Here is a 21277-nt window from a genome sequence, read left to right as displayed (position 1 = left end):
ATTTACTTGGTATGGTATTGCGTACGGATGTAAGTTATGATTTCATCCGTTGTCATGATGTTGATTTTGGCAGACAGATCTATTGCGGCCTGTGGCATTATTCTAAACTCCGCTTCTGCAGGGTCTTGCACGATACCGATGCCTCCGCTCTTCACTATTCGAGCCAGTCCTTCTGCACCATCTGCACTGGCGCCACTCAGTAAGATACCCAATGCACGTTGTCCGTATGCGTCTGCAATGCTGAAAAAACTTTCATCGATGGCTGGTCTGCTATAATGCACCAGCTCTGAGTAATCCAGGGAAAAAGTACCATCCGATTCCAGTAACAGGTGATAATTTTGCGGCGCCAGGTATATATGTCCTGATTCCATTCGCTGTTTATCTTCCGGCTCCTGAATGGGCCTGCCAAAAGCCAGTAACCGATTTAACTCGCTACTGACATTTTTCAGCCGGTGCATGATGAGCACCACCGGGATATTCATCTCCCCTGGAAGCGACTTAAGTAGTCGCGCTACTACCGCCAAGCTTCCGGCAGATCCTCCAATTGCGATAATATCAAATCTGGTTGATGATTGCAAGCACTAAAATTTACGCCTGAAAATTTTATTCGGACCATTTATCACCTCAAATTTCTTTCTCTCTTTGCTAAATAACAATGATTCTTTCATTCCCAGGGCAAGATATCCTCTTGGCGCCAGGCTGTCGTAGAAAAGCGTTACCACTCTTTCCTGCAGTGTCCGGTTAAAGTAAATAAATACATTCCTGCAACAGATGAGTTGAAATTCGTTAAAAACATGATCCGTCACCAGATTATGTTGAAAGAAAATAATATTCCTACGCAGTCCCGGATTGATGATGGCAGCATCATAACGGGCGGTATAGTAGTCGGAAAAATCATGCAATCCGCCGGATTGTATATAATTATGGGTATAATCTTTCATCCAGCGCATAGGTACTATACCGGTGTTTGCCTTCTCGAGATTGGCCGCGTTCATATCGGTAGCGTATATACGACTTCTTTCCAGTAACCCGGCCTCCTGCAGCATAATGGCCATTGAATAGACCTCTTCGCCGGTGGCACAGCCAGCATGCCAGATTTTGATAATGGGATAGGTAGCGAGTCTGGGAAGCACGTCGTCGCGCAGCAACTGATAAAACTGGGGATCCCGGAACATCTCCGTGACATTCACCGTAATATACTCCACCATCCGCTTAAAAAAATCCGGATCTGTAAGTAGCTGCAACTTTAAATCCTGCAACCGGCCTAGTTGTGCATGCCCCATAAACCGGATAAAGCGGCGTTTCAGAGATGCTTTGGCATAATCGCTGAAATCGTAGCCATATTGCTGCTGGATAATCGAGATTAACTCCTGAAGTTCCGTATTGCTGATTTCTTCTATCATAAAATTATTACGACAACCATACGCGGATTAATGAAAGCAGTTTGATCCCGTCTACAGGTTTGGTAATATAGTCTGAAGCCCCTGCCTCTATTGTTCTCTGTCTGTCCTCCGCCATCGCTTTGGCTGTGAGCGCGATAATGGGCAACTGAGAAAAACGTTTATCCTTACGAATATTAATCATGGCATCATACCCATTCATACCTGGCATCATAATATCCATTAAAACAAGATTGGTGTCCGGATGTTCATCCAGCATATCCAATGCTTCCTGGCCATCAGCGGCAGCGAGTACATTCACACCATGACTTTCCAGCAGCGCACTGATGGAGAATACATTGCGCATATCGTCGTCTACCAGCAGTATGATTTTTCCTTCCAGGATGTTCTCCATATCCTGGATATCCTTCATCGTTTCCAGTTTACCAGGCTCCACTTTTTCCAGTTTATATAGGAAGAGTTCCAGCTCATCCAGGAGTCGGTCTGTGGCCAAAGCGGAACTTCTGACAATAGCAGCCGCATATTTTTTCAATTGCGCTTCTTCCGCCATACTGATGTCTTTGTCCAGATAAGCAATGATGGGTGTGGAACTACCGGCTGTTAATGTTGCCAGTTGTTGCAGATTGCCCATGGCAAGTTCCATATCGTGGCCCAGTTCTATGATAACGCCATCGTAATTGCTGGCGGCAAGGTATTCTTTTGCATCTGCGATGGAAGCCACCTGATCATACCAGGTTTCCATATTTCGTTGTTCCGTTTTGAAACGGATTTCCGGATCTTGCGCCAACGGACCTGCGGCAATCAGCAATACTTTTTTCAGCCGGGAATGCAGCTGTTGGCCGATATCCAGGAATATCTGGTCCAGATCCGGTTGTTGCAGCGGCTTCTGCGTATAGCCGTTGATGTTACTGGCTGTATTAGCAGAAATTTCAGCTGCGGAGACGACATGCACCAGCGTTTCTTTAAGTTCATCTGTGCTACGGATGATTTTGAGAATGCTTTCGCCATCAATTACCGGGAGGTTCATATCCAGTATGATAGCCACCGGTTTATATTGCCTTGCCAATGTAAGTCCATCCTGGCCGTTGTGGGCAAGTATTGTTTTGAATCCTTTTCTTCTGGCTACATCGCGGAGCGTATCTGCAAACCAGGTTTCATCTTCAATAATGAGGATCAGTTTATCTTTTCCGGAGATATTACCACGATCGTCTTCCGGTGTAACAGGCGACAATACAGGAGCAGTGATGGCGTTTATATTTCTGAGCGCTTTACGGGCGGCTACAGACGTATCGATATTTGCAGGGAAAATAATAGAGAAGCTACTGCCTTCGTCTGAACTGCTATCCAGGAGAATTTGTCCCTGAAGGAGCAACATAATCTGGCGGGAGATAGACAGTCCAAGCCCGGTACCGCCGAAGCGGCGGCTGGTAGAGCCATCAGCTTGCTGGAAGGCTTCGAATATCAATTGTTGTTTATCCTCCGGAATTCCCAGGCCACTATCGGCAACGGTTACACGAATTTGATCGCCCTCCATTTCCCAGATGATACTGACGGTCCCTTTCTCCGGGGTAAATTTAAATGCGTTGGACAGCAGGTTACGGATAACTTGTTCCAGGCGCTGGCGATCTGTATGAATGAAGGCTGGCACATCCAGGCCTATCTTTTCAATGAAGCGGATATTTTTCTGTTGCGCTACGATATGGAACAGATCATATACATCCTGTTGTATACTAGCTACCGACGCATTTTCAATATGAAGATCCACTTTCCCTGCTTCGATTTTGGAAAGGTCCAGGATATCATTGATCAGGCGTAGCAGATCCGAGCCTGATTTATGGATGATACCGGCATATTCAATCTGGCGGCGGGTCAGGTTCTGGTCTTTATTTTCTTCCAGCATTTTCGCAAGAATGAGCACGCTGTTCAGGGGCGTTCTCAGTTCATGCGACATGTTGGCGAGGAAATCAGATTTATATCGACTGCTGGCTTCCAGTTCAGCAGCTTTTACGGAAAGGGCTTCTCTGGCCATTTCCAGGGCTTTATTTTTCACCAGCATTTCCGCATTCACTTGCCGCAGTTCCTCTTCTTGTACGCGTAATTCTTCTTCGGATGCCTGGAGTACTTCTGATTGGCGACTCAATTCATCATTGGACTGACGCAATTCTTCCTGTTGGTTCAACAAGACCTCTCTTTGTTCCTGTACTTGTTGCAGCAGCTCCAATACTTTTTCCCTGCTCATGGCAGCGTTCAGCGCCACAGCGATGTCGCTGGACTGCGTTTGCAGTAATTCCAGCTGTACGGTGGCTACCTCTTTGAAAGAAGCCAGTTCAATGATACCGGTTAGTTCGCTGTCCATCCGAAGCGGAATCAATAACAGTTGCTTAGGGTTTCCATAGCCGGCAGCAGATTTAATCTTCCAGTAATCTTCCGGCAGATCGGAGTAGATGCGAATTTCTTTCTCCAGTGCTGTTTGTCCTAACAGTCCTTCTCCAATGGCGAGACTGGTGGGCGTATTAGCGGGCATAGCAACGGCAGCGGCTAAACGTAGTTGATGATTTTTCTCATCCAGTGTATAAAATGCCCCGGCAGCGAATTGTCCGTACGTTACTAATTCTCTCAGGCACTTCTCGGCCAGCTGCTTTACATCGATGATTCCCTGCAGGCTGGAGTTGAGTTGATCTAATCCTACCAGTTTCCAGTTACGTTGGTTGGCCTGATTATTGAGTTCCACGACCTCGTCCAGCTTATGGTTTAAGGATTGCTGTACCAGCAGCCTTCTTTTGAACTCCCGGTAAGTGATGATTATCAATACAAAACCGACGGCGAGGATAAATATGTTATTCCAAATGAGGATGCTCTTTGACCTGGCTGCCGAGCTTTCATTTTCCGCTTCGCGGGCGATGAGTAGTCGTTGTTCCTCATTGCGTATCACGATGATAATGGAGCGGATATCATTCAGCAGGCCTACTTCCTGATCTGTTATATGTGCATTTTCTTCGAAGGTCTGTTTCCAGATACGATGATCATTGGTATTCCAGAAACTGAGCACTTCATTGATATTGTTTTCCAGGGTATCTACTAAACGTTCTTCGTGGGCGTTATCGGAAACGAGGGTACGAAGAACGGTAATGGCAGGGCCTATTTTGGGAAGGTCTACTTCGTAGGGCTGAAGAAATCTTCTCTCGAAAGTACCTCTGAAGCCACGACGGGCAGCCGCCATGTCGAGCACCAGGCGGTTCACACGTTCCAGTTGATTCAGCACTTTGTAGGTATGTTGTACCCAACGGGATTCCGCCTTCTGTTGCTGGAAGGATCTCAGCGTGAGATATCCGCCGAGGACCACCAAAATCACTACCAGCGCGAAACCGATGTACAACCTATTTACCAGTGAGATCTTCATATTAACTATCTTCGATATATAAAAATGAATTATTTCCGAGTAGAAAGATAGGCAATTCAGGAATATTCTATAATTTCGATTAAAATATCAAAAGTTGCTCATATTCAACGGATATACCATGTGTATTTAACTCTTCCCTGGAAAAAAGCGGTTTGTCAGTGAAACGCTGGTCAGCTCTTGATCGTATATACTAACATATATACAAATAATAAGTTTTATCATTTCTCTTTTGAAACAACCAATTTTAGTTTTCATACTATCCCTGAAAGTACCTGCCGAATATTAATCCGATTCTGAAACTACCGGAAGTGAACAAGCATATATATCGTTTGTTATCTCCGGTTAAAAAAGCCACAATGAGTAAAATTTTGTTAGTAGAGGATGATGAGGTAATGCCAAAGATTATTTCCCGCATCTTGCCTGAACCTGAATACCAGGTGGACATTGCTGTGAACGGTAAGGAAGCCATGCAGAAACTGGAAGCGAACAACTACCAGTATGATCTGATCATTACGGATATCATGATGCCCTACGCGAATGGATTTGAGATCTTGAGCAAAGTAAAAAGCCATGATCGTGAAAAGCCAATTCCAGTAATCATTGTGTCGAATGCAGGCAATGAAGATATGATTATGGAAGGCTTTAAGCTGGGTGTGGACGACTTTCTCAAGAAGCCGATCATTCCTGCAGAACTGATAATTCGCGTAAAGCGTCTATTAATGAAGAGATAAATTCAGAACATTGAACACAACTTTTTCCGACATCTGGCAGGAGATCAGGTACTTTTATTTTAACGCGCCACTGGCTATTCAAATAGCCATGGTGTTTATCGTAATTGCAGTCTCTGCTACAGTGATTGCATACCTGGTCATACTACGTTCCCGATACCGCTCATACAGAAGGACCAAGCAGCTGCAAAAGCTGTTGCCTAAGATAGATGATCTGCTGATCAATGAAATACTGGCCAATCCTGATATTCCTCAGGATGTGCATCCATCGAAAATTGATCTTCCGTTAGCGCCGTTTGAATCGTTGCCCCTGCAAAAACGCTGGGCAAGAGTGGCGATGACAGAGCGTATTATTCACTTCCGCAGTAATGTGAAAGGGAACGCTGGCGCATTGCTCCGCAATCTCTATTTGCAACTGGATTTGGACAAGGATGCGGCACGCAGATTGAAATCGCCCAGATGGGATAACAAGGTACGCGCCCTTTCGGAGTATGTTAGTCTGGAACTCCCTATTTCCGACGTAACCTTATTACCATTGGCCAATAGCCGTAACCGGGAGTTGAGAGCCGCTGCCAGACAAGCCTACATCAAACTCAGTAAAAACGAGCCATTCAAATTCTTTGATTCGGTAACAGATCCTCTGCTCCCTTGGGACCAGGTGGAACTCTTTCGTATTATCACTACCACAGAGGACATTGCCATTCCGAACTTCGCCAGATGGATTACCTACTCCACCAACAAGAGCGTCATCGCTTTCTGTTTGAAGCTGGTAGTACATTACAACCAGATTGCCGCTGTTCCGGCTATTATCAAACTGCTGGACAACAGGGATCACTATCTGCGTGGAGATGCGATTAACGCATTAGGTAAACTGAGAGTGAAAGAAGCGGAAGATAAACTCGTTCAACTGTATAATACGCAACCCATGTTTTGTCAGGTCGAAATCTTGAAAGCATTGGGTCGTACCAATAGCGGAAAATATGTGGACTTCCTGCGCAATGAATTCACGCATGCAACAGAATTTGATTTGCGTAAGGCGGCGGCCCGTTCTATTGCCCGCAACAGCGGAAGAGCCCGTGAAGTAATGGAGGAACTGCTGGCCACAACAACCGGCCAGGATCTCCTCATTCTTAAACACTGTATGAACCCCCTAATCAAGTATTAATGAATACCATCACAGACGCGATACTTAGGTTCTATGAGTCTACTATCTTCGTATATGGGTTGGTGTTAATTCTCGTATACGCCCTGTTGGCCATTCTTTCATTGGTGGCCATCCGGAAATACCTGAGCCGTACCTCCCAGCAACAACTGGATGCACTGGCCGGCTCACAGCTGGCGCCCGGTATTACCATCCTGGCGCCCGCATTTAATGAAGGGCTGACCATTATCGCCAATGTCAGGTCTCTCCTCACTATCAATTATCCCCGCTTCGAAATCGTTATCATCAACGATGGTAGTACCGATAATACCCTGGAACAACTGATCCAGGAATTTGATATGGTGGCAGTAGATTTTGCCTATAATGAAAAAATCAGGACCCAGCCAGTACGACAGATTTTCAAATCCCGGGATCTCGCCTACTCCAACCTTGTGGTGATCGATAAAGTGAATGGTAAGAGTAAGGCAGACGCCACCAATGCAGGCATTAACATCGCTTCCTTCAATTACTTCCTTTGCACAGACGTAGATTGCGTACTGCATAAGGATACCCTGCTGGAGCTGATCAAACCCATCCTCCAGGAAGGAAAGAAAAGACTGATCGCCATTGGCGCTACCCTCCGTATTGCCAACTCCAGCGAGTTCGATGAAGGCGTTATGACGCGTATGCGCCCGCCCAAAAAACTCCTCCCCCGCTTCCAGGAAGTGGAATATATCCGCTCTTTTGTGTTGGGTAAAATGGGATGGAGCTATCTGAACTGCGTACCCAATGTTTCTGGTGGACTCGGACTCTTTGACAAAGAGATTGCCATCAAATGCGGCGGTTACGATCACAGTTCGTTTGGAGAAGACATGGAGTTGCTGACGAGGATGGCTATTTTCTGTAAAGACAACAGAATCGATTACGCCGTACGCTATATTCCCCGTACGCTTTGCTGGACGGAAGGACCTGCTACCCTGCAAATCTTTGGCAGACAGCGAACCCGCTGGGCACGAGGACTTGCACAGCTTATCCGTTCGCATTTCCGGGTATTTCTGCGTCCGCGCTATGGCCGTTTCGGCATGATTGTATTTCCCTATAATTTCTTCTTTGAGTTACTAGCGCCACTAATAGAAATCTCAGGGATCATCGTATATATTATCCTGGCCGTTTCCGGTTATATCAACTGGCCATATGCCATCATGTTGCTCATCTTCGTGTATACGTACGCGGTGATGATTTCTACATTGGCCATCTTATGGGATCAGTTGAGTTTCCGCTACTATAAAACAGTCAGAGAAGTATTGTCCTTATGCCTGATGCCTTTCCTGGAGTTCCTGTTGTATCATCCGCTGATTACTATCTTTTCCTTACGCGGTTATTTTTACTATCTAACCGGAAAACGTAGTACCTGGGGAAATATGCAACGTCAGGGCTTTAAGAAGGCGGCAGCCAAGGTCTAATTACCAAATATTAAACAATGGTCGGAGTAATTTTTCAAAATATCGTTTTCGTATATGGCCTTGCCATGATACTCGTATACGCAGTACTTGCGATCCTGAGTAATATCGGCGTACGGCTGTTCAAGAAGCGCAGCCGCTTCACCGACTACTCCCTGCTGCTGGATTCGCCACTTACACCTGGTATATCCGTAATCGCACCCGCTTTCAATGAAGGCGTTACTATCATCTCCAATGTTCGTTCCCTGCTGACACTCAACTATACCAAGTTTGAAGTAATCATCGTCAACGATGGCAGTACGGATGATACACTGGAAAAACTCATCCATGAATTTCAACTGGTAGAAGTTGAATTCGCCTATAATGAAAGAATTATCACCCGCCCGGTGAAAAGGATATTCAAATCCACCAATATCGCCTATGAAAAGCTGTTGGTGATTGATAAAGTGAACGGGAAAAGTAAAGCCGATGCCTCCAATGCAGGTATCAATGCCGCCGCTTTCCCTTACTTCCTCTGTACAGACGTGGATTGTATCCTGGAGAAAGATACGCTGCTGCGTATGATTCACCCATTCATGGCGGAACAACAGCAGCAAACAAAAGAAGTAGGCGAGCCCTGCCCTGAATGCGGCTTCGTTCATGTGGAAGAAGATAGTATGCGCGTTATCGCCTCCGGCGCTACCCTGCGTATTGTGAATTCCAGCGAAGTAGACGAAGGTGTGATGGTGAGAGAAAGACCGCCATCCCGCTACCTGCCCAGGTTCCAGGAAATGGAATATATCCGTGCCTATGTGCTGGGTAAAATGGGCTGGAGTATGATCAATGCAGTGCCAAACGTTTCCGGCGGATTAGGATTATTCGATAAAGATGTAGCCATTAAAGCCGGCGGATATGATCATCAGTCGTTCGCAGAAGACATGGATATCGTGACGCGTATGTGCGGTTATATGCTGGACAATAAACTGAAATATTCCATTCGCTATATCCCCACTACCCAATGCTGGACAGAGGGGCCACCGAATATGAAAATCTTCAGCAGACAGCGTACCCGCTGGGGCCGCGGTCTGGCAGAAATTGTGACCATTCACAGAAATCTGATTTTCAATCCCCGGTATAAACGACTGGGCATGATTGTACTGCCGTACAGTCTCTTCTTTGAATTTCTGGCCCCCATCGTGGAGGCACTCGGTATTATCTTTTACATCTATCTCATTCTCACTAACCAGGTGAACTGGGAGTATGCCAAGATCTTACTGATATTCATCTACCTGTATTCCATCATGATTACCACTTTGGCGATCTGCTGGGATCAGCTCACCTATCCATATTACCGAACGGCGAGAGAAGTAGTAGGACTGTCCCTGATGGCTTTGCTGGAACCCATTTTCTATCATCCGCTGATTGTCTTCTTTGCTTTGAGAGGATATTTCTACTTCCTGATCGGAAAGAAAACCAGCTGGGGGAATATGCAACGCCAGGGCTTCAGACCAAAACAAACAACCTAAAACAACGAATTTGATGACAATGTCTTATAAATATGTAATTCCGGTAGTGCTGTTATGCTTTGCGATGGAAGCACAGGGACAGATATTGAAACAGCGAAAGACTAATGCGGAATCGTATTACTCGGATGCAGTGAAGGAAACTAATCTGCAACACTATGACAAGGCGATTGAACTCGCCTATAAGGCACTGGATGCACAATCGGATTATATTGACACAGAACTGTTGCTGGCGCGACTATACATGCTCACCAAACAGTACGATCTTTCCAGGAAATACGTCCGTAGGGTGTTGCAGAAAAATCCAAAATACAAGGATGCATACTATTACGGTATCAATACCGAAATGACCACAGGACATTATCCGGAAGCAGAATGCTACGCGGATGAAGCGCTGGTGAACTTTCCCAATAACAAAGAATTCCTGCTGAAAAAGCTGACTATTCTTGATGCGCAACACAAACAATACCGTGCTGATGCACTCGCTGAAGATGTCATGGATAAATTCCCGGAAGACTCCACCACCCGCCAGGCTTATATTGATCACTATCTGTATACCGGATATTATCAGCAGAAGAATGGCAACCCGGAAATGGCGCGCAAGAGTTTTGATAAAGTACTGGTCATCGATCCAAAAAATAAAGAAGCCCGCGAAGCAAACGTAGGCGCTCAATTGCAGAATGGTAACCTTACCTCTGCACTGGAATCAGTAAATATGGGGCTGGCCAGTCAGCCAGGCAACTACGATCTGCTGATGCGTAAGCTGGGCATCCTGCAGGAAATGCATCAATATGCAGATGCCTTAACCTTGCTGCAGGAAATCTACCGCAAATATCCGAACGATGCCAAAGCACGCAGCCTGGAAACCCCGCTGCGTATGGAAGCGGCGGCGTATTATACTCAAACCGATCCTTATTCATTATACGTTTCCATACTGGAAAAAAATCCAGGCAACAGAGAAGCGCTGGATAAAGTTATCGGTTATAGTATGGCCAGAGGCGCTTACATCGAAGCATTGGCATGGATCAACCGCGGCCTGAAAGGGACGCCCAATGACACCCGTTTGCTGGGGATGAAAATGGATATCCTGGAAGCAGATCATAAATACAGCGCAGCGGCAGCCATCGGAGAAATTCTTTATCAGCGCGCTCCCAATGCAGATATGCGGGACCGGCTGGTAACCCTGGAATCTGCTGCTGGCAAACAATATGCGCAGGATGAACAATATGACCTGGCATTAGCCTCTTTCCGACAAGGTTTGAAATTTAGTCCGAGAGACACGAGTCTGCTGGGACTCACTATCAACACTTATATCCGTATCAAGGACAATAACTCGGCCCTGAAAGCCGCTGACGAAGCGCTCTCCTACTACCCTTCCAATGAGAACTTTCTGCTGAAGAAAGCGACCATTCTGGAAGCGATGGGCAATTATGAAGGCGCTGCGAAGATATTGACAGGACTGTCGGCCACTCACCCTGGCAGCGAAAGTCTGAAAGGCTCCCTGGTGGATCTGCGACTGACCACCGCGCGCAATCTGATGAAGGCAGAAGAGCTTGATCTGGCAAAAGAACAACTGCAGGCAGTTCTTGCCGTACAACCAGATAACCGCGATGCATTGGATTATATGATCAATATGCAGAGCGGTACCAACCAGACAGACAGCGCCCTCTATTACGCCGATAAAGCGTTGGCATATTATCCAAACGATAAAGACCTGCTGCTGAAAAAAGCAGGCGCTTTACAGGATGCAGGCCGTTACGATGAAGCAGCGCAAATTAGTGCCGGACTGATGGAACGTTATCCATACACCGTAAAGTACCGTAACGCCTATACGACAGCGCTGATGGCCGCAGGATCAGATTACCAGCGCAGGCAACAACCAGACAGCGCCATTGCCGCATATGGAAAAGTATTAGCCATCAACAACAAGGATTCGCTGGCATTACAATCCACCATCAACCTGCTCAATGGTCAGCAACGTTATGATAGCGCACTGGCATATACCAACCAGGCATTGCGCTATTATCCGGACAATGAAAGCTTTCTGTTGAAACGTGCGGTAACACTGGAAAACAAGAAGGATTATACCGCAGCAGCGGCCGCCGCTGATACGCTGGCGAAAAAATATCCTACTGCTGCCAACAGGGATTATTATGATCTGCTGCATAGTAAAACCATGCGCAATCAGTTTGCTTTATACTACCTGAACTCCACATATGATTATACCTCCAATAAGTATAACATTGCTACCGTAGAGTATAGAAGGTTTATGAAGCGGGGCGGTTCCTATGCCTTCAGATTGGATTATGCAGGCAGACAAACAGGAAACGGATTACAGGCAGAGGCAGAGTTGTATTATGTGCATTCCAAAAAAGCTTATAGTTATGGATTGTTTACGTATTCCAACAATATAGTATTCCCGAATTACCGGGCAGCCTATTCATTGTTCTATACCTTCCCGCATAGTGTTGAAGCTGAAATTGGCGCAAGGTATCTTAAAGTGGATAGTATCACTAATTATTCCGCCGTGGCTTCCATTGCTAAACCATTTGGCGATTTCTGGGTTAACTTCCGTGCATATTTCATCAGCGAAAGCCCTAAAACATATACTGCGTTCAATCTGACCACCAGGTATTATACGGATGCGCAACATCAGAACTTTTTATCGCTGATTGGCGGACTGGGAACGTCTCCGGATGATCGCAGCCGGTTAATTAACTATCCAGAATTGGCAGGTTTATTGACCAGAAGTGTTGCTGCCGGCTATCAGATGGTATTGAAATATCGTACTACACTCGGCGTATATGGCACGTGGATCAATTCGAAGATATCGGATCAGCAGTACTATAATCAGTATGATCTGTACTTCGTGTTGATGCGTAAATTTTAACTGACCTTACAATGACCAGAACAATGAACAGTATATTGCTCAGCATTTTGATGTGGGGAAGCACTGGTTGCTCCCATGCAGGTGGCGATCTGTCACTCGTCTCCGGAGGCCGGAGCCAGTATACCATTGTCACGCCGGCTACGCCCACGAAAGCGGAAAATAAAGCGGCGGGTATTCTCCAGGATTATATCCAGCAGATATCCGGCGCCCGGCTGCCTATTATGACGGAAACCAGTTATAAAGGCAATCTGGCCATTTATGTAGGCAATACCCGCGCAACAACAGGTCCGGAAAAAATTAAGGATGATGGCTTTTTTAACGGAACGGCAGACCAGTCTGTTTACATTCGGGGCGGATCAGGGAAAGGAGTAGTCTATGGCGCATATCATCTCCTTGATACTTACCTCCACTGCCGGAAAATGTCTGGCTTACAGAAATTGATTCCTACCTCCAAGGATATACGCATTCCTGGCAACATGAAGGATTTACAGGAACCGGCGTTTATCTACCGGGAAAGCTATTATCCTGCTTCTACAGATCCGGAATACCTGGAGTGGCATGGCTTACAGCGTTTTGAAGATTTATGGGGATTATGGGGACATTCATTCTTCAAGATTATTCCTCCCAAAACATATTTTGACAGTCACCCGGAATACTATTCTATGGTGAATGGCAGCCGTCAGCCATTACAGTTATGTCTGAGCAATGAAGAGGTTTTCAATCTGACAGTTGCCTATTTTAAGAAAGCAATTGCAGATAACCCGGATGCCATGTACTGGTCTATCTCCCCTATGGATGGCGCTGGTGCTTGTACCTGTGAGTTGTGTAAAAAAGCAGATGCAGAAGAAGGAAGTCAGGCAGGATCATTGATTCGTTTTGTAAATAAAGTGGCAGCGCAGTTTCCGGAGCAGCGATTCACGACGCTCGCTTACGGTTATACGAGCAAAGCCCCTTCCAAAACAAAGCCCGCCAGCAATGTCTACATCCTGCTCAGTACCATTGATGCATACCGCCAGACGCCGCTGGAAACAGCTCCTTCGGCAGCAGGCTTCCGGAAAAACTTGCAGGATTGGGAAAACAGTACCGGCAACTTGTTTATCTGGGATTATACAACGCAGTTTACTAATTACCTCTGCCCGTTTCCGGATTACAACAACGTAGCCGCTAATATGCGTTATTTTTCCGCGCACCATGTAAAGGGAGTCTTTTCACAGGGTAGCGGCGATACCTACGGTGATGCGGCAGAATACAACAGTTATCTGCAGGCAGCATTATTGTGGAATCCGCAGGCCGATCCGGCCGCTGTCACAGACGATTTCATGAAGAGCTATTACAAAAATGCAGCGCCTTATATGCAGCAGTATGTAAAAGCGCTGATAGCCGCTGTGGCACAAACGAAGGCCGTACTGGATATTTACGGAAGTCCTATTTACAGTGGAAAGGACTACCTCTCCCCAACGTTAATTGATCAATATTCCGCTTTACTGGATAAAGCAGAAGCCGCAGCAGAGAATGATTCTGTATTGCTGCGCAGGGTACTGAAAGCGAGATTACCGCTGGAATATACCGTGCTGCAACAGTCGCGCGCTTATGGTACTGAAAAATTCGGTTACCTGGTTCCTAACGGCAACGGCTACTCGGTAAATCCGAAATGGCCTAACCGCGTGCAACGATTCACGAATCTCTGTAAGATGGCCGTTGTGAAGGAATTATCCGAAGATGGGGCTTCTCCGGATGCATATCTCCAGGAATGGAATAAACTATTTAACCAGAAATGGATAGGCGGCCTGGCATTTAAAGCGCCCGTAACGCTTGCGAACCCTTATACGCCGGAATACAGTCCCATGAAAGAAAAAACCCTGACAGACGGACTTTTCGGCAATACGGATTTCAGTTACAACTGGCTGTTCACTTATGGCAAAGACCTGGTAGCTACAGTGGATATGGGCAGCAGCAAGTCGGTCAAACAAATCAGTTTAAACTTTCTGCAAGATCCCAGGCATAATATCTATCTGCCCGGAAAGATCCGTATTGAAGTATCCGCAGATGGTAGTCATTACAAGGAAGTAGGCGTTAAAAATATTCCGGCTCCGGAAGAAGACTATACTGCACAGATCATGCATTACCAGTTTCCTGTTAGCGGTACGGCCAGGTATATCCGGGTAACCGGCCAGCGATTAGCTGCGATTCCTTCCTGGAGGGATGCGGGCAGTAAATTGCCGGCTACCTGCTGCGATGAGATTGTAGTGGAATAATTGCTCGCAAAGGCGCTAAGAAGGCGCAAAGACGCTAAGATTAATAATATTTATGTCAAAGGCTCGATTGATTATTTAATATATAATCAGTTGAGCCTTTGCTTCTTTTTGTACTTTGTAAGAAATATTTGAAAATATATTTGGATAAAATAAACACTGTTCAGTATATTTGCAGTGTAAACTTTTTCAATGGGCATTACAGAACGTAAAGAGCGAGAGAAGGCAGAGATGCGGCGTCGTATTGTAGATGCAGCAATTGACATGTTTGTTGCGGAGGGATATGAAAAGGTATCCATCCGGAATATTGCTGACAAGATAGAATACAGTCCTGCTACGATTTACCTTTACTACAAAGATAAGGATGAATTGCTTTATGATGTACAGGCGGAAGCTTTTGGTAAGCTGGCGGCCTATTTTAAAGCAAAAATCACCGCTGCAGATCCGCTGGAACGCGTGGAGCAACTGGCCCTGGCCTATTTCGACTTTTCCCAGGAATACCAGGAGTTGTATGATCTTATGTTCATCATTAAAGCGCCCATGAACAGTGTGGAAGAAGATGAAGAATGGAAGAACGGACTGGAAGCTTTCAGTTATCTGAGGGATATCATGACTGAATGTGTAGAGAAAAAGCTGGTTCGCTTTGAAGATCCGATGACAGCTACTTTGAGTGTATGGGCCTTTGTACATGGGTTCATCAGCCTGAATCTCCGCTGTCGGATAAAAATAGCCCAGCTGGATGTCCTAGCGCTGCCAGCATTTGTACGCTCCTGCGTCCAACACTATGTAAACACTATTAAAGCCTAAATAATAGTAAAAAGCCTCCGGGCTTTTTTTTAACAAGGCAATTGAACACCGTTTAGTATATCAACATTGATAATAGCCATCACCATGCGCTATTTTTTTTAACACTAGTAATAAACACTGTTTATTATGTTCACATTCTTCACAAAAGGAGCATTGTTAATTGGGTTCATAACCAGTACCATAGCGGTACAAGCCCAACAAACGGTACTCGATGATTACATCCAACAGGCATTCAACAGTAACAAAGGCCTGAAGGAACAGCATATGCAGCTGGACAAAGCCCTCTACGCATTGAAAGAAGCGAAAAGTCTATTCGGCCCTGATGTTACCTTTCTCGCCAGCTACATTAAATCACAGGGCGGACGTACCATTGATCTACCGTTGGGAGATCTGCTGAATCCTGTTTATGGCTCTCTGAACCAATTAACGGGCAGTCATTTTCCCATGCTGGCCAATCAAAACTTCCAACTCAACCCGGATAATTTCCTGGATGCGAAAGTGCGTACCAGCATGCCTTTGATCAATGCGGAAATCTATTACAACCAACAGATCAAAAAGGAACAAATCAGTCAGCAACAAGCGGCGGAGAATGTCTACAAACGACAACTGGTACAAGATGTAAAAACCGCTTACTACCAGTATTATCAGTCTGTTCAAGCGGTAGCTATTTATAACAGCGCGCTGGGACTCATCAATGAAAACATTCGTATCAATGAAAGCATGGTACGTAATGGTATTCGGAACAACACCGCATTGTATCGCTCAAAAACGGAGAAAGAAAAAACGGATGCAGCAATTAACCAGGCAGAAAATGTCCGGGAAAATGCAAAGGCTTATTTCAATTTTCTGCTAAACAGGAATTTGGGAGACAGCATTACACTGGACAGCACACTCCTCTCCCAGCCTGCAAGCGGCGCCCTCGCATATGGGGATATCAACAACCGGGAGGAATTACAACAATATAAGCATGCGATCAGCGCCTATGAGCTGAATACCAAATTACAGCGTGCCTATATCATTCCTAAACTCAGCACCTTCCTGGACCTGGGCTCTCAGGGAGCTCCTACCAAATTCGATAATACCACCCGCTATTATATGTTTGGCTTCAACCTGGAATGGAACCTGTTTACTTTTCATAAAAGTAAATACCGCATCCGTCAGGCAGAAACGAATGTAGCCGCTATCAATATCGCCGCATCACAGACACAGGATCAGTTACAGTTGCAATTACAGCAGGCCCGCAACAACTACGCCACGGCTATACGTAATTTCAGCGCCGCCAAAACCCAACTCGATTTTGCAGAAAGGTATTATCGCGATCAACTGAAAGTATACAAAGAAGGACAGCTGTTATATCTCGAATTACTGGATGCACAAAATCAGCTGACACAAGCCAGATTGCAGACCGCCGTTACGCAAGCCGGCGTTCAAACCGCCTTCGCAGCTGTAGAAAGAGCACAGGCTTCTTACAACATTGATATCAACAAATAAAAAATCTGATTACCATGAAACGTCTTCCCATCTTAATAGCTTTCTCTGTTGTAATGGCCTCCTGTGGTAGTAAAACGGAGTCTTCCAAAACAGACAGCACCAACATCATTCCGGTAAAAACCATGGCGCTGGAACAACATCAGGGCGCACAGACGATCCACGCTTCCGGGCAGTTCACCACAGATGACGAGGTGTATCTCTCTTTCAAAACCGGCGGTATCATCAATAATATTTTCGTTAAAGAAGGCGATGCGGTCCATAAAGGACAACTGCTTGCTACTTTGAACCTGACGGAAATCAATGCGCAGGTGCAACAGGCCACCCTGGCCTATGAGAAGGCACAGCGGGATTTCCAGCGTACGCAGAACCTGTATAACGACAGTGTGGCTACACTGGAGCAGTTACAGAACAGTAAAACTGCTCAGGAACTCGCGGCACAGCAATTATCTTCTGCCCGTTTTAATCTCACCTACTCTACGATTCACGCTACACAAGATGGTTATGTGCTGCACAAGCTCGCCAATACCGGTCAGTTGATCAATGCCGGCGCGCCTGTATTACAAACGAACGGCGCCCGTACTGCGCATTGGATACTTCGTATAGGCGTGAGCGATAAAGAATGGGCCAGTGTAAAAACAGGCAATAAAGCCAGTATAGAGGTACAGTCGCTCCAGTTACCGGGAACGGTTACACGTAAATCAGAAGGTATAGACCCTCAAAGCGGCACCTTCATCATAGATGTACAACTCAGCGGAGATAAGCCCGCAGCCATTGCTGCCGGCATGTTTGGCCGTTGTAGTATTCAGACAGCTGCTGCCGATACCTCCGGCATCTGGCGCATCCCATATGGCGCATTACTGGATGGCAACGGCAGCAGTGGGTTTGTATTCGTCACCAACGATAATAAGACTGCACAGAAAGTACCCGTTACCATTGCCGGTATGGAAAAAGACCAGGTGCTGATCAGCGGTGGTATCGGGAATGCTGCCAAACTGATTATTTCCGGTAGCGCCTATCTGAAAGATCAATCTCCTATCCGCATCATCCAATAATCGCTGCTCTCATGAAAATATCCAATTATGCTGTCAAGAATTACCAGTTTACCCTGGTAATATTCATCATGATCATTGTGCTGGGCATCAGTACCATCATGAATATGCCGCGCTCGGAAGATCCCGAGATGAAAGCGCCACAATACACGGTGGTTGTGGTATATCCGGGAACCAGTCCGAAAGATATGGAGGACCTGGTGATCAATCCCCTCGAGAAAGAAATATATAGCCTGGAAAACATCAAACGCTTGCGCACCAATATCAGCGATGGCGTAGCCACTATCCGGGTGGAATACAAGTATAGTTCCAATGTGGAACAGAAATACCAGGAACTGGTCAGAGAGGTCAATAACAAAAAGAAAGACCTTCCTCCTGATATCTTCAGTATTGAAGTATTAAAGAGCGAGCCATCGGATGTAAACATCTTACAGGCCGCATTGATATCAGAGAACGCTTCCCGCGACCAGCTTCGCTTCTATGCAGAGAAATTCCAGGAAAGCCTGGAAAAAGTGCCTGCCCTGAAGAATGTTAAAATACACGGGATACCGGATCAACAGGTACGTGTGGAATTACAACTGGACAAAATGGCTCAGCTGCATATTCCTATTGGCCTCGTGATGCAGTCGGTACAAAGTGAAATGGCCAATATCCCCGGTGGAAGTATTGATGCGGGAGAAAAAGCGTTCAATATCAAGACCAGCGGCAACTACCAGGACCTTGCCGGCATCGGCAATACGATTGTTGCTGCGGCCAATGGGAAAAATATCTTCCTGAAAGATATTGCGAATGTTTATTACGGATTTGATGATGAGAAATATTTTGTGCGCCTCAACGGACATCGTTGTATTGTAGTTTCCGCGGCGCAGAAACCAGGAGAGAATATCAGTAAAACAGAAGTGGCGTTCAAACCTGTAGTGGAGGCCTTCCGCAAAACATTACCTGCTAATATCGATCTGGCGTTGTACTTCAATCAGGCAGACGCGGTAAACAACAGGCTGGCAGGACTCGGTAAGGATTTCCTGATTGCCATCCTACTGGTAGCCATCACCTTACTGCCACTGGGACAGCGCCCGGCTATTATCGTGATGATCTCCATTCCATTATCCCTTTCTATTGGTATTGTGCTATTACAGTTGTTTGGCTATAACCTGAACCAGCTCAGTATTGTAGGATTGGTAGTAGCATTGGGTTTATTGGTAGATGACAGCATTGTGGTGATTGAAAATATTGAACGATGGATGCTGGAAGGCCACAGCAGAATGGAAGCCACCCTGAAAGCCACCTCCCAGATAGGTCTGGCAGTAATTGGTTGTACGGCTACATTGATCATAGCCTTTATGCCGATTGTATTCATGCCGGAAGGCGCCGGCGATTTTATACGAGGACTCCCGCTGGCCGTTATATTCAGCGTATTGGCTTCCATGGCCGTGTCTCTCACTATCATTCCATTCCTTGCCAGCAAATTGCTGAAGGAACATCAAAATCCGGAAGGTAATATTTTCATGCGTGCACTGAAACGCATCATTCATGGTAGCTATGCCCGTTTGCTGGACAAAGCGTTACATCGTCCGGTAATCACGATCATAGTATCATTAGCGATTTTCGGCGGCGCTTTGGTTGTATTCAAAGCTATTGGATTCAGTCTGTTCCCGGCTTCTGAAAAACCACAGTTCCTGGTGAATGTGATCGCGCCACCACAGAGTAATCTAGCGTATACCGACAGTATTGCACGACAACTGGAAACGGTCTTGCAAAAAGAGCAAGCAGTTAAATATGTTGCCAGCAATATTGGTAAAGGTAATCCTCGCATTTATTACAACGAGATTCCGGAAAATGAACACAGCGACTATGCCCAGTTGTTCGTACAACTAGATCCGCATACCAGTCCCGCTGCAAAGCTGGCGCTGATAGAAAAATTACGCCATCAGTGGACGCCTTATCCTGGCGCAAAAATCGAGGTAAAGAATTTTGAACAAGGCCCTCCTGTAGCGGCTCCTGTAGAAATACGCATCTTCGGAGATAACCTGGATACCTTACGCACCTTGGCTGCCAATGCAGAGAAGCTGCTGGAAAAGATGCCTGGGACAATTTACATCAATAACCCCGTGAGCAATCTGAAAACAGATATCCGCGTGAAGATCGACAGGGAAAAAGCCCAGCAATTAGGTATTCCAACTGTCAATATAGATCGGGCGGTGCGACTGGCAGTAAGCGGTATCAATCTTGGTAAATACAACGATGTAAATGATAACGATTATGACATTCTCTTAACGCGTCAGAAAACGGGCAAGCCTACGCTGGACGTATTTCGGGATTTGTTTGTAAACAATGCCCAGGGCGTAGCTGTTCCTTTGTCGCAGGTAGCCACGCTGGAGATGGAAACGGGGCCGCTGACTATTCGTCACCAGGAGAAAAACAGGATGGTAGCAGTAACGGCGTTTGTGCAAAAGGGTTATCTCGCAGATAAAATCATCAACGACGTCATTAAGCAAATGAATGCACAGCATCTGCCAGCCGGATACAGTTATGAAATGGGTGGTGAAGTGGAAAGTCGGAAAGATTCTTTCGGTGGATTCATGACCATCATCATCGTTACTGTATTCCTGTTTGTGGCGGTATTGATCCTGGAATTCAAAACATTCAAAAGCACGCTGATTGTACTTTCTGTAATACCGTTGGGGATTGTGGGCGCGGCGATTGCCCTTTGGATAACAGGTAATACCTTATCTTTTGTGGCGATCATCGGATTGATAGCCCTGGCAGGAATAGAAGTGAAAAATACCATATTGCTGGTAGATTTCACCAATCAATTGCGCACGCAGGGACGTAGTCTGGAAGACGCGATCAGAGAGGCTGGCGAGGTGAGATTCCTGCCTATTGTGCTGACTTCCCTCACGGCAATTGGCGGTTTGATACCAATCGCTATTTCCACCAATCCGTTGATATCTCCTTTGGCAATTGTATTGATCGGAGGGCTCATTAGTTCTACGCTGTTATCCAGGATTGTTACGCCTGTAGTGTATAAGCTGATGCCTCCGAAGATCCAGGCGCCGGAGCCGACTCCCGGTAAAGTATATACGGAGAAAGTAGCAGTACTGGAAGAGGCATAATTATTGTGGTTTTCAAAGGATTCCTTACATTTACATAACAACCA

General features: G+C 46.0%; 13 protein-coding genes. 10 read left to right on the top strand and 3 right to left on the bottom strand.

The annotated features are described in order from the left end of the window. Nucleotides 1–2 precede the first annotated feature (2 nt). Genes CLV59_RS13675 through CLV59_RS13665 form a run of 3 tightly spaced genes read right to left on the bottom strand, consistent with a single transcriptional unit; the run spans nucleotide 3 to nucleotide 4800 of the window. Entirely contained in the window at nucleotides 3–578 is a 576-nt protein-coding gene (locus tag CLV59_RS13675) for a chemotaxis protein CheB (protein WP_111592606.1), read from the bottom strand. Nucleotides 579–581: 3 nt separating this feature from the next. Then, on the bottom strand, nucleotides 582–1403 hold the full coding sequence (locus tag CLV59_RS13670) for a CheR family methyltransferase (protein WP_111592605.1): 822 nt from the start codon (nucleotides 1401–1403) through the stop codon (nucleotides 582–584). Nucleotides 1404–1410: 7 nt separating this feature from the next. Beyond that, nucleotides 1411–4800, bottom strand: coding sequence for a response regulator (locus CLV59_RS13665; RefSeq protein WP_111592604.1), 3390 nt, complete (start codon nucleotides 4798–4800; stop codon nucleotides 1411–1413). 356 nt (nucleotides 4801–5156) lie between these two features. Between CLV59_RS13665 and CLV59_RS13660 the strand changes: the two genes are divergently transcribed. The 10 genes from CLV59_RS13660 (at nucleotide 5157) to CLV59_RS13615 (ending at nucleotide 21233) form a co-directional block, all read left to right on the top strand. After that, complete coding sequence (locus tag CLV59_RS13660) at nucleotides 5157–5531, top strand: response regulator (RefSeq protein ID WP_111592603.1); 375 nt, start codon at nucleotides 5157–5159, stop codon at nucleotides 5529–5531. A 10-nt stretch (nucleotides 5532–5541) separates the two neighbouring features. Next, nucleotides 5542–6693, top strand: a complete 1152-nt coding sequence (locus tag CLV59_RS13655; RefSeq protein ID WP_111592602.1) for a HEAT repeat domain-containing protein — start codon at nucleotides 5542–5544, stop codon at nucleotides 6691–6693. Next, complete coding sequence (locus tag CLV59_RS13650; protein WP_111592601.1) at nucleotides 6693–8132, top strand: glycosyltransferase family 2 protein; 1440 nt, start codon at nucleotides 6693–6695, stop codon at nucleotides 8130–8132. The genes CLV59_RS13655 and CLV59_RS13650 overlap by 1 nt, the downstream gene beginning before the upstream one ends. Nucleotides 8133–8149: 17 nt before the next feature. Further along, nucleotides 8150–9634 (top strand): glycosyltransferase family 2 protein, encoded by a 1485-nt coding sequence (locus CLV59_RS13645; RefSeq protein WP_111592600.1) that lies wholly within the window; start codon nucleotides 8150–8152, stop codon nucleotides 9632–9634. A 19-nt stretch (nucleotides 9635–9653) separates the two neighbouring features. Then, complete coding sequence (locus CLV59_RS13640) at nucleotides 9654–12521, top strand: tetratricopeptide repeat protein (protein WP_211323851.1); 2868 nt, start codon at nucleotides 9654–9656, stop codon at nucleotides 12519–12521. Between the two features lie 11 nt (nucleotides 12522–12532). Further along, nucleotides 12533–14776, top strand: coding sequence for a DUF4838 domain-containing protein (locus CLV59_RS13635; protein ID WP_111592598.1), 2244 nt, complete (start codon nucleotides 12533–12535; stop codon nucleotides 14774–14776). A gap of 189 nt (nucleotides 14777–14965) precedes the next feature. Further along, on the top strand, nucleotides 14966–15580 hold the full coding sequence (locus tag CLV59_RS13630) for a TetR/AcrR family transcriptional regulator (protein WP_111592597.1): 615 nt from the start codon (nucleotides 14966–14968) through the stop codon (nucleotides 15578–15580). Nucleotides 15581–15706: 126 nt separating this feature from the next. Continuing rightward, nucleotides 15707–17071, top strand: a complete 1365-nt coding sequence (locus CLV59_RS13625; protein ID WP_111592596.1) for a TolC family protein — start codon at nucleotides 15707–15709, stop codon at nucleotides 17069–17071. A gap of 14 nt (nucleotides 17072–17085) precedes the next feature. Continuing rightward, complete coding sequence (locus CLV59_RS13620) at nucleotides 17086–18123, top strand: efflux RND transporter periplasmic adaptor subunit (RefSeq protein ID WP_111592595.1); 1038 nt, start codon at nucleotides 17086–17088, stop codon at nucleotides 18121–18123. A gap of 11 nt (nucleotides 18124–18134) precedes the next feature. Continuing rightward, nucleotides 18135–21233: an efflux RND transporter permease subunit gene (locus CLV59_RS13615; RefSeq protein WP_111592594.1), complete on the top strand. Its 3099-nt coding sequence runs from the start codon at nucleotides 18135–18137 to the stop codon at nucleotides 21231–21233. Nucleotides 21234–21277 lie beyond the last annotated feature (44 nt).

The organism is Chitinophaga dinghuensis (genome assembly GCF_003259435.1).
GTDB lineage: Bacteria > Bacteroidota > Bacteroidia > Chitinophagales > Chitinophagaceae > Chitinophaga > Chitinophaga dinghuensis.
Note: the sequence above shows the minus strand (reverse complement) of the source record. Positions and strands in the feature narration are given on the sequence as shown.

Excerpts from the sequence above, each read along its gene's own strand:
- CLV59_RS13670 (WP_111592605.1), bottom strand. The coding sequence starts at position 1,403 with ATGATAGAAGAAATCAGCAATACGGAACTTCAGGAGTTAATCTCGATT.
- CLV59_RS13665 (WP_111592604.1), bottom strand. The coding sequence starts at position 4,800 with ATGAAGATCTCACTGGTAAATAGGTTGTACATCGGTTTCGCGCTGGTA.
- CLV59_RS13660 (WP_111592603.1), top strand. The coding sequence starts at position 5,157 with ATGAGTAAAATTTTGTTAGTAGAGGATGATGAGGTAATGCCAAAGATT.
- CLV59_RS13650 (WP_111592601.1), top strand. The coding sequence starts at position 6,693 with ATGAATACCATCACAGACGCGATACTTAGGTTCTATGAGTCTACTATC.
- CLV59_RS13645 (WP_111592600.1), top strand. The coding sequence starts at position 8,150 with ATGGTCGGAGTAATTTTTCAAAATATCGTTTTCGTATATGGCCTTGCC.
- CLV59_RS13640 (WP_211323851.1), top strand. The coding sequence starts at position 9,654 with ATGTCTTATAAATATGTAATTCCGGTAGTGCTGTTATGCTTTGCGATG.
- CLV59_RS13635 (WP_111592598.1), top strand. The coding sequence starts at position 12,533 with ATGACCAGAACAATGAACAGTATATTGCTCAGCATTTTGATGTGGGGA.
- CLV59_RS13630 (WP_111592597.1), top strand. The coding sequence starts at position 14,966 with ATGGGCATTACAGAACGTAAAGAGCGAGAGAAGGCAGAGATGCGGCGT.
- CLV59_RS13625 (WP_111592596.1), top strand. The coding sequence starts at position 15,707 with ATGTTCACATTCTTCACAAAAGGAGCATTGTTAATTGGGTTCATAACC.
- CLV59_RS13620 (WP_111592595.1), top strand. The coding sequence starts at position 17,086 with ATGAAACGTCTTCCCATCTTAATAGCTTTCTCTGTTGTAATGGCCTCC.
- CLV59_RS13615 (WP_111592594.1), top strand. The coding sequence starts at position 18,135 with ATGAAAATATCCAATTATGCTGTCAAGAATTACCAGTTTACCCTGGTA.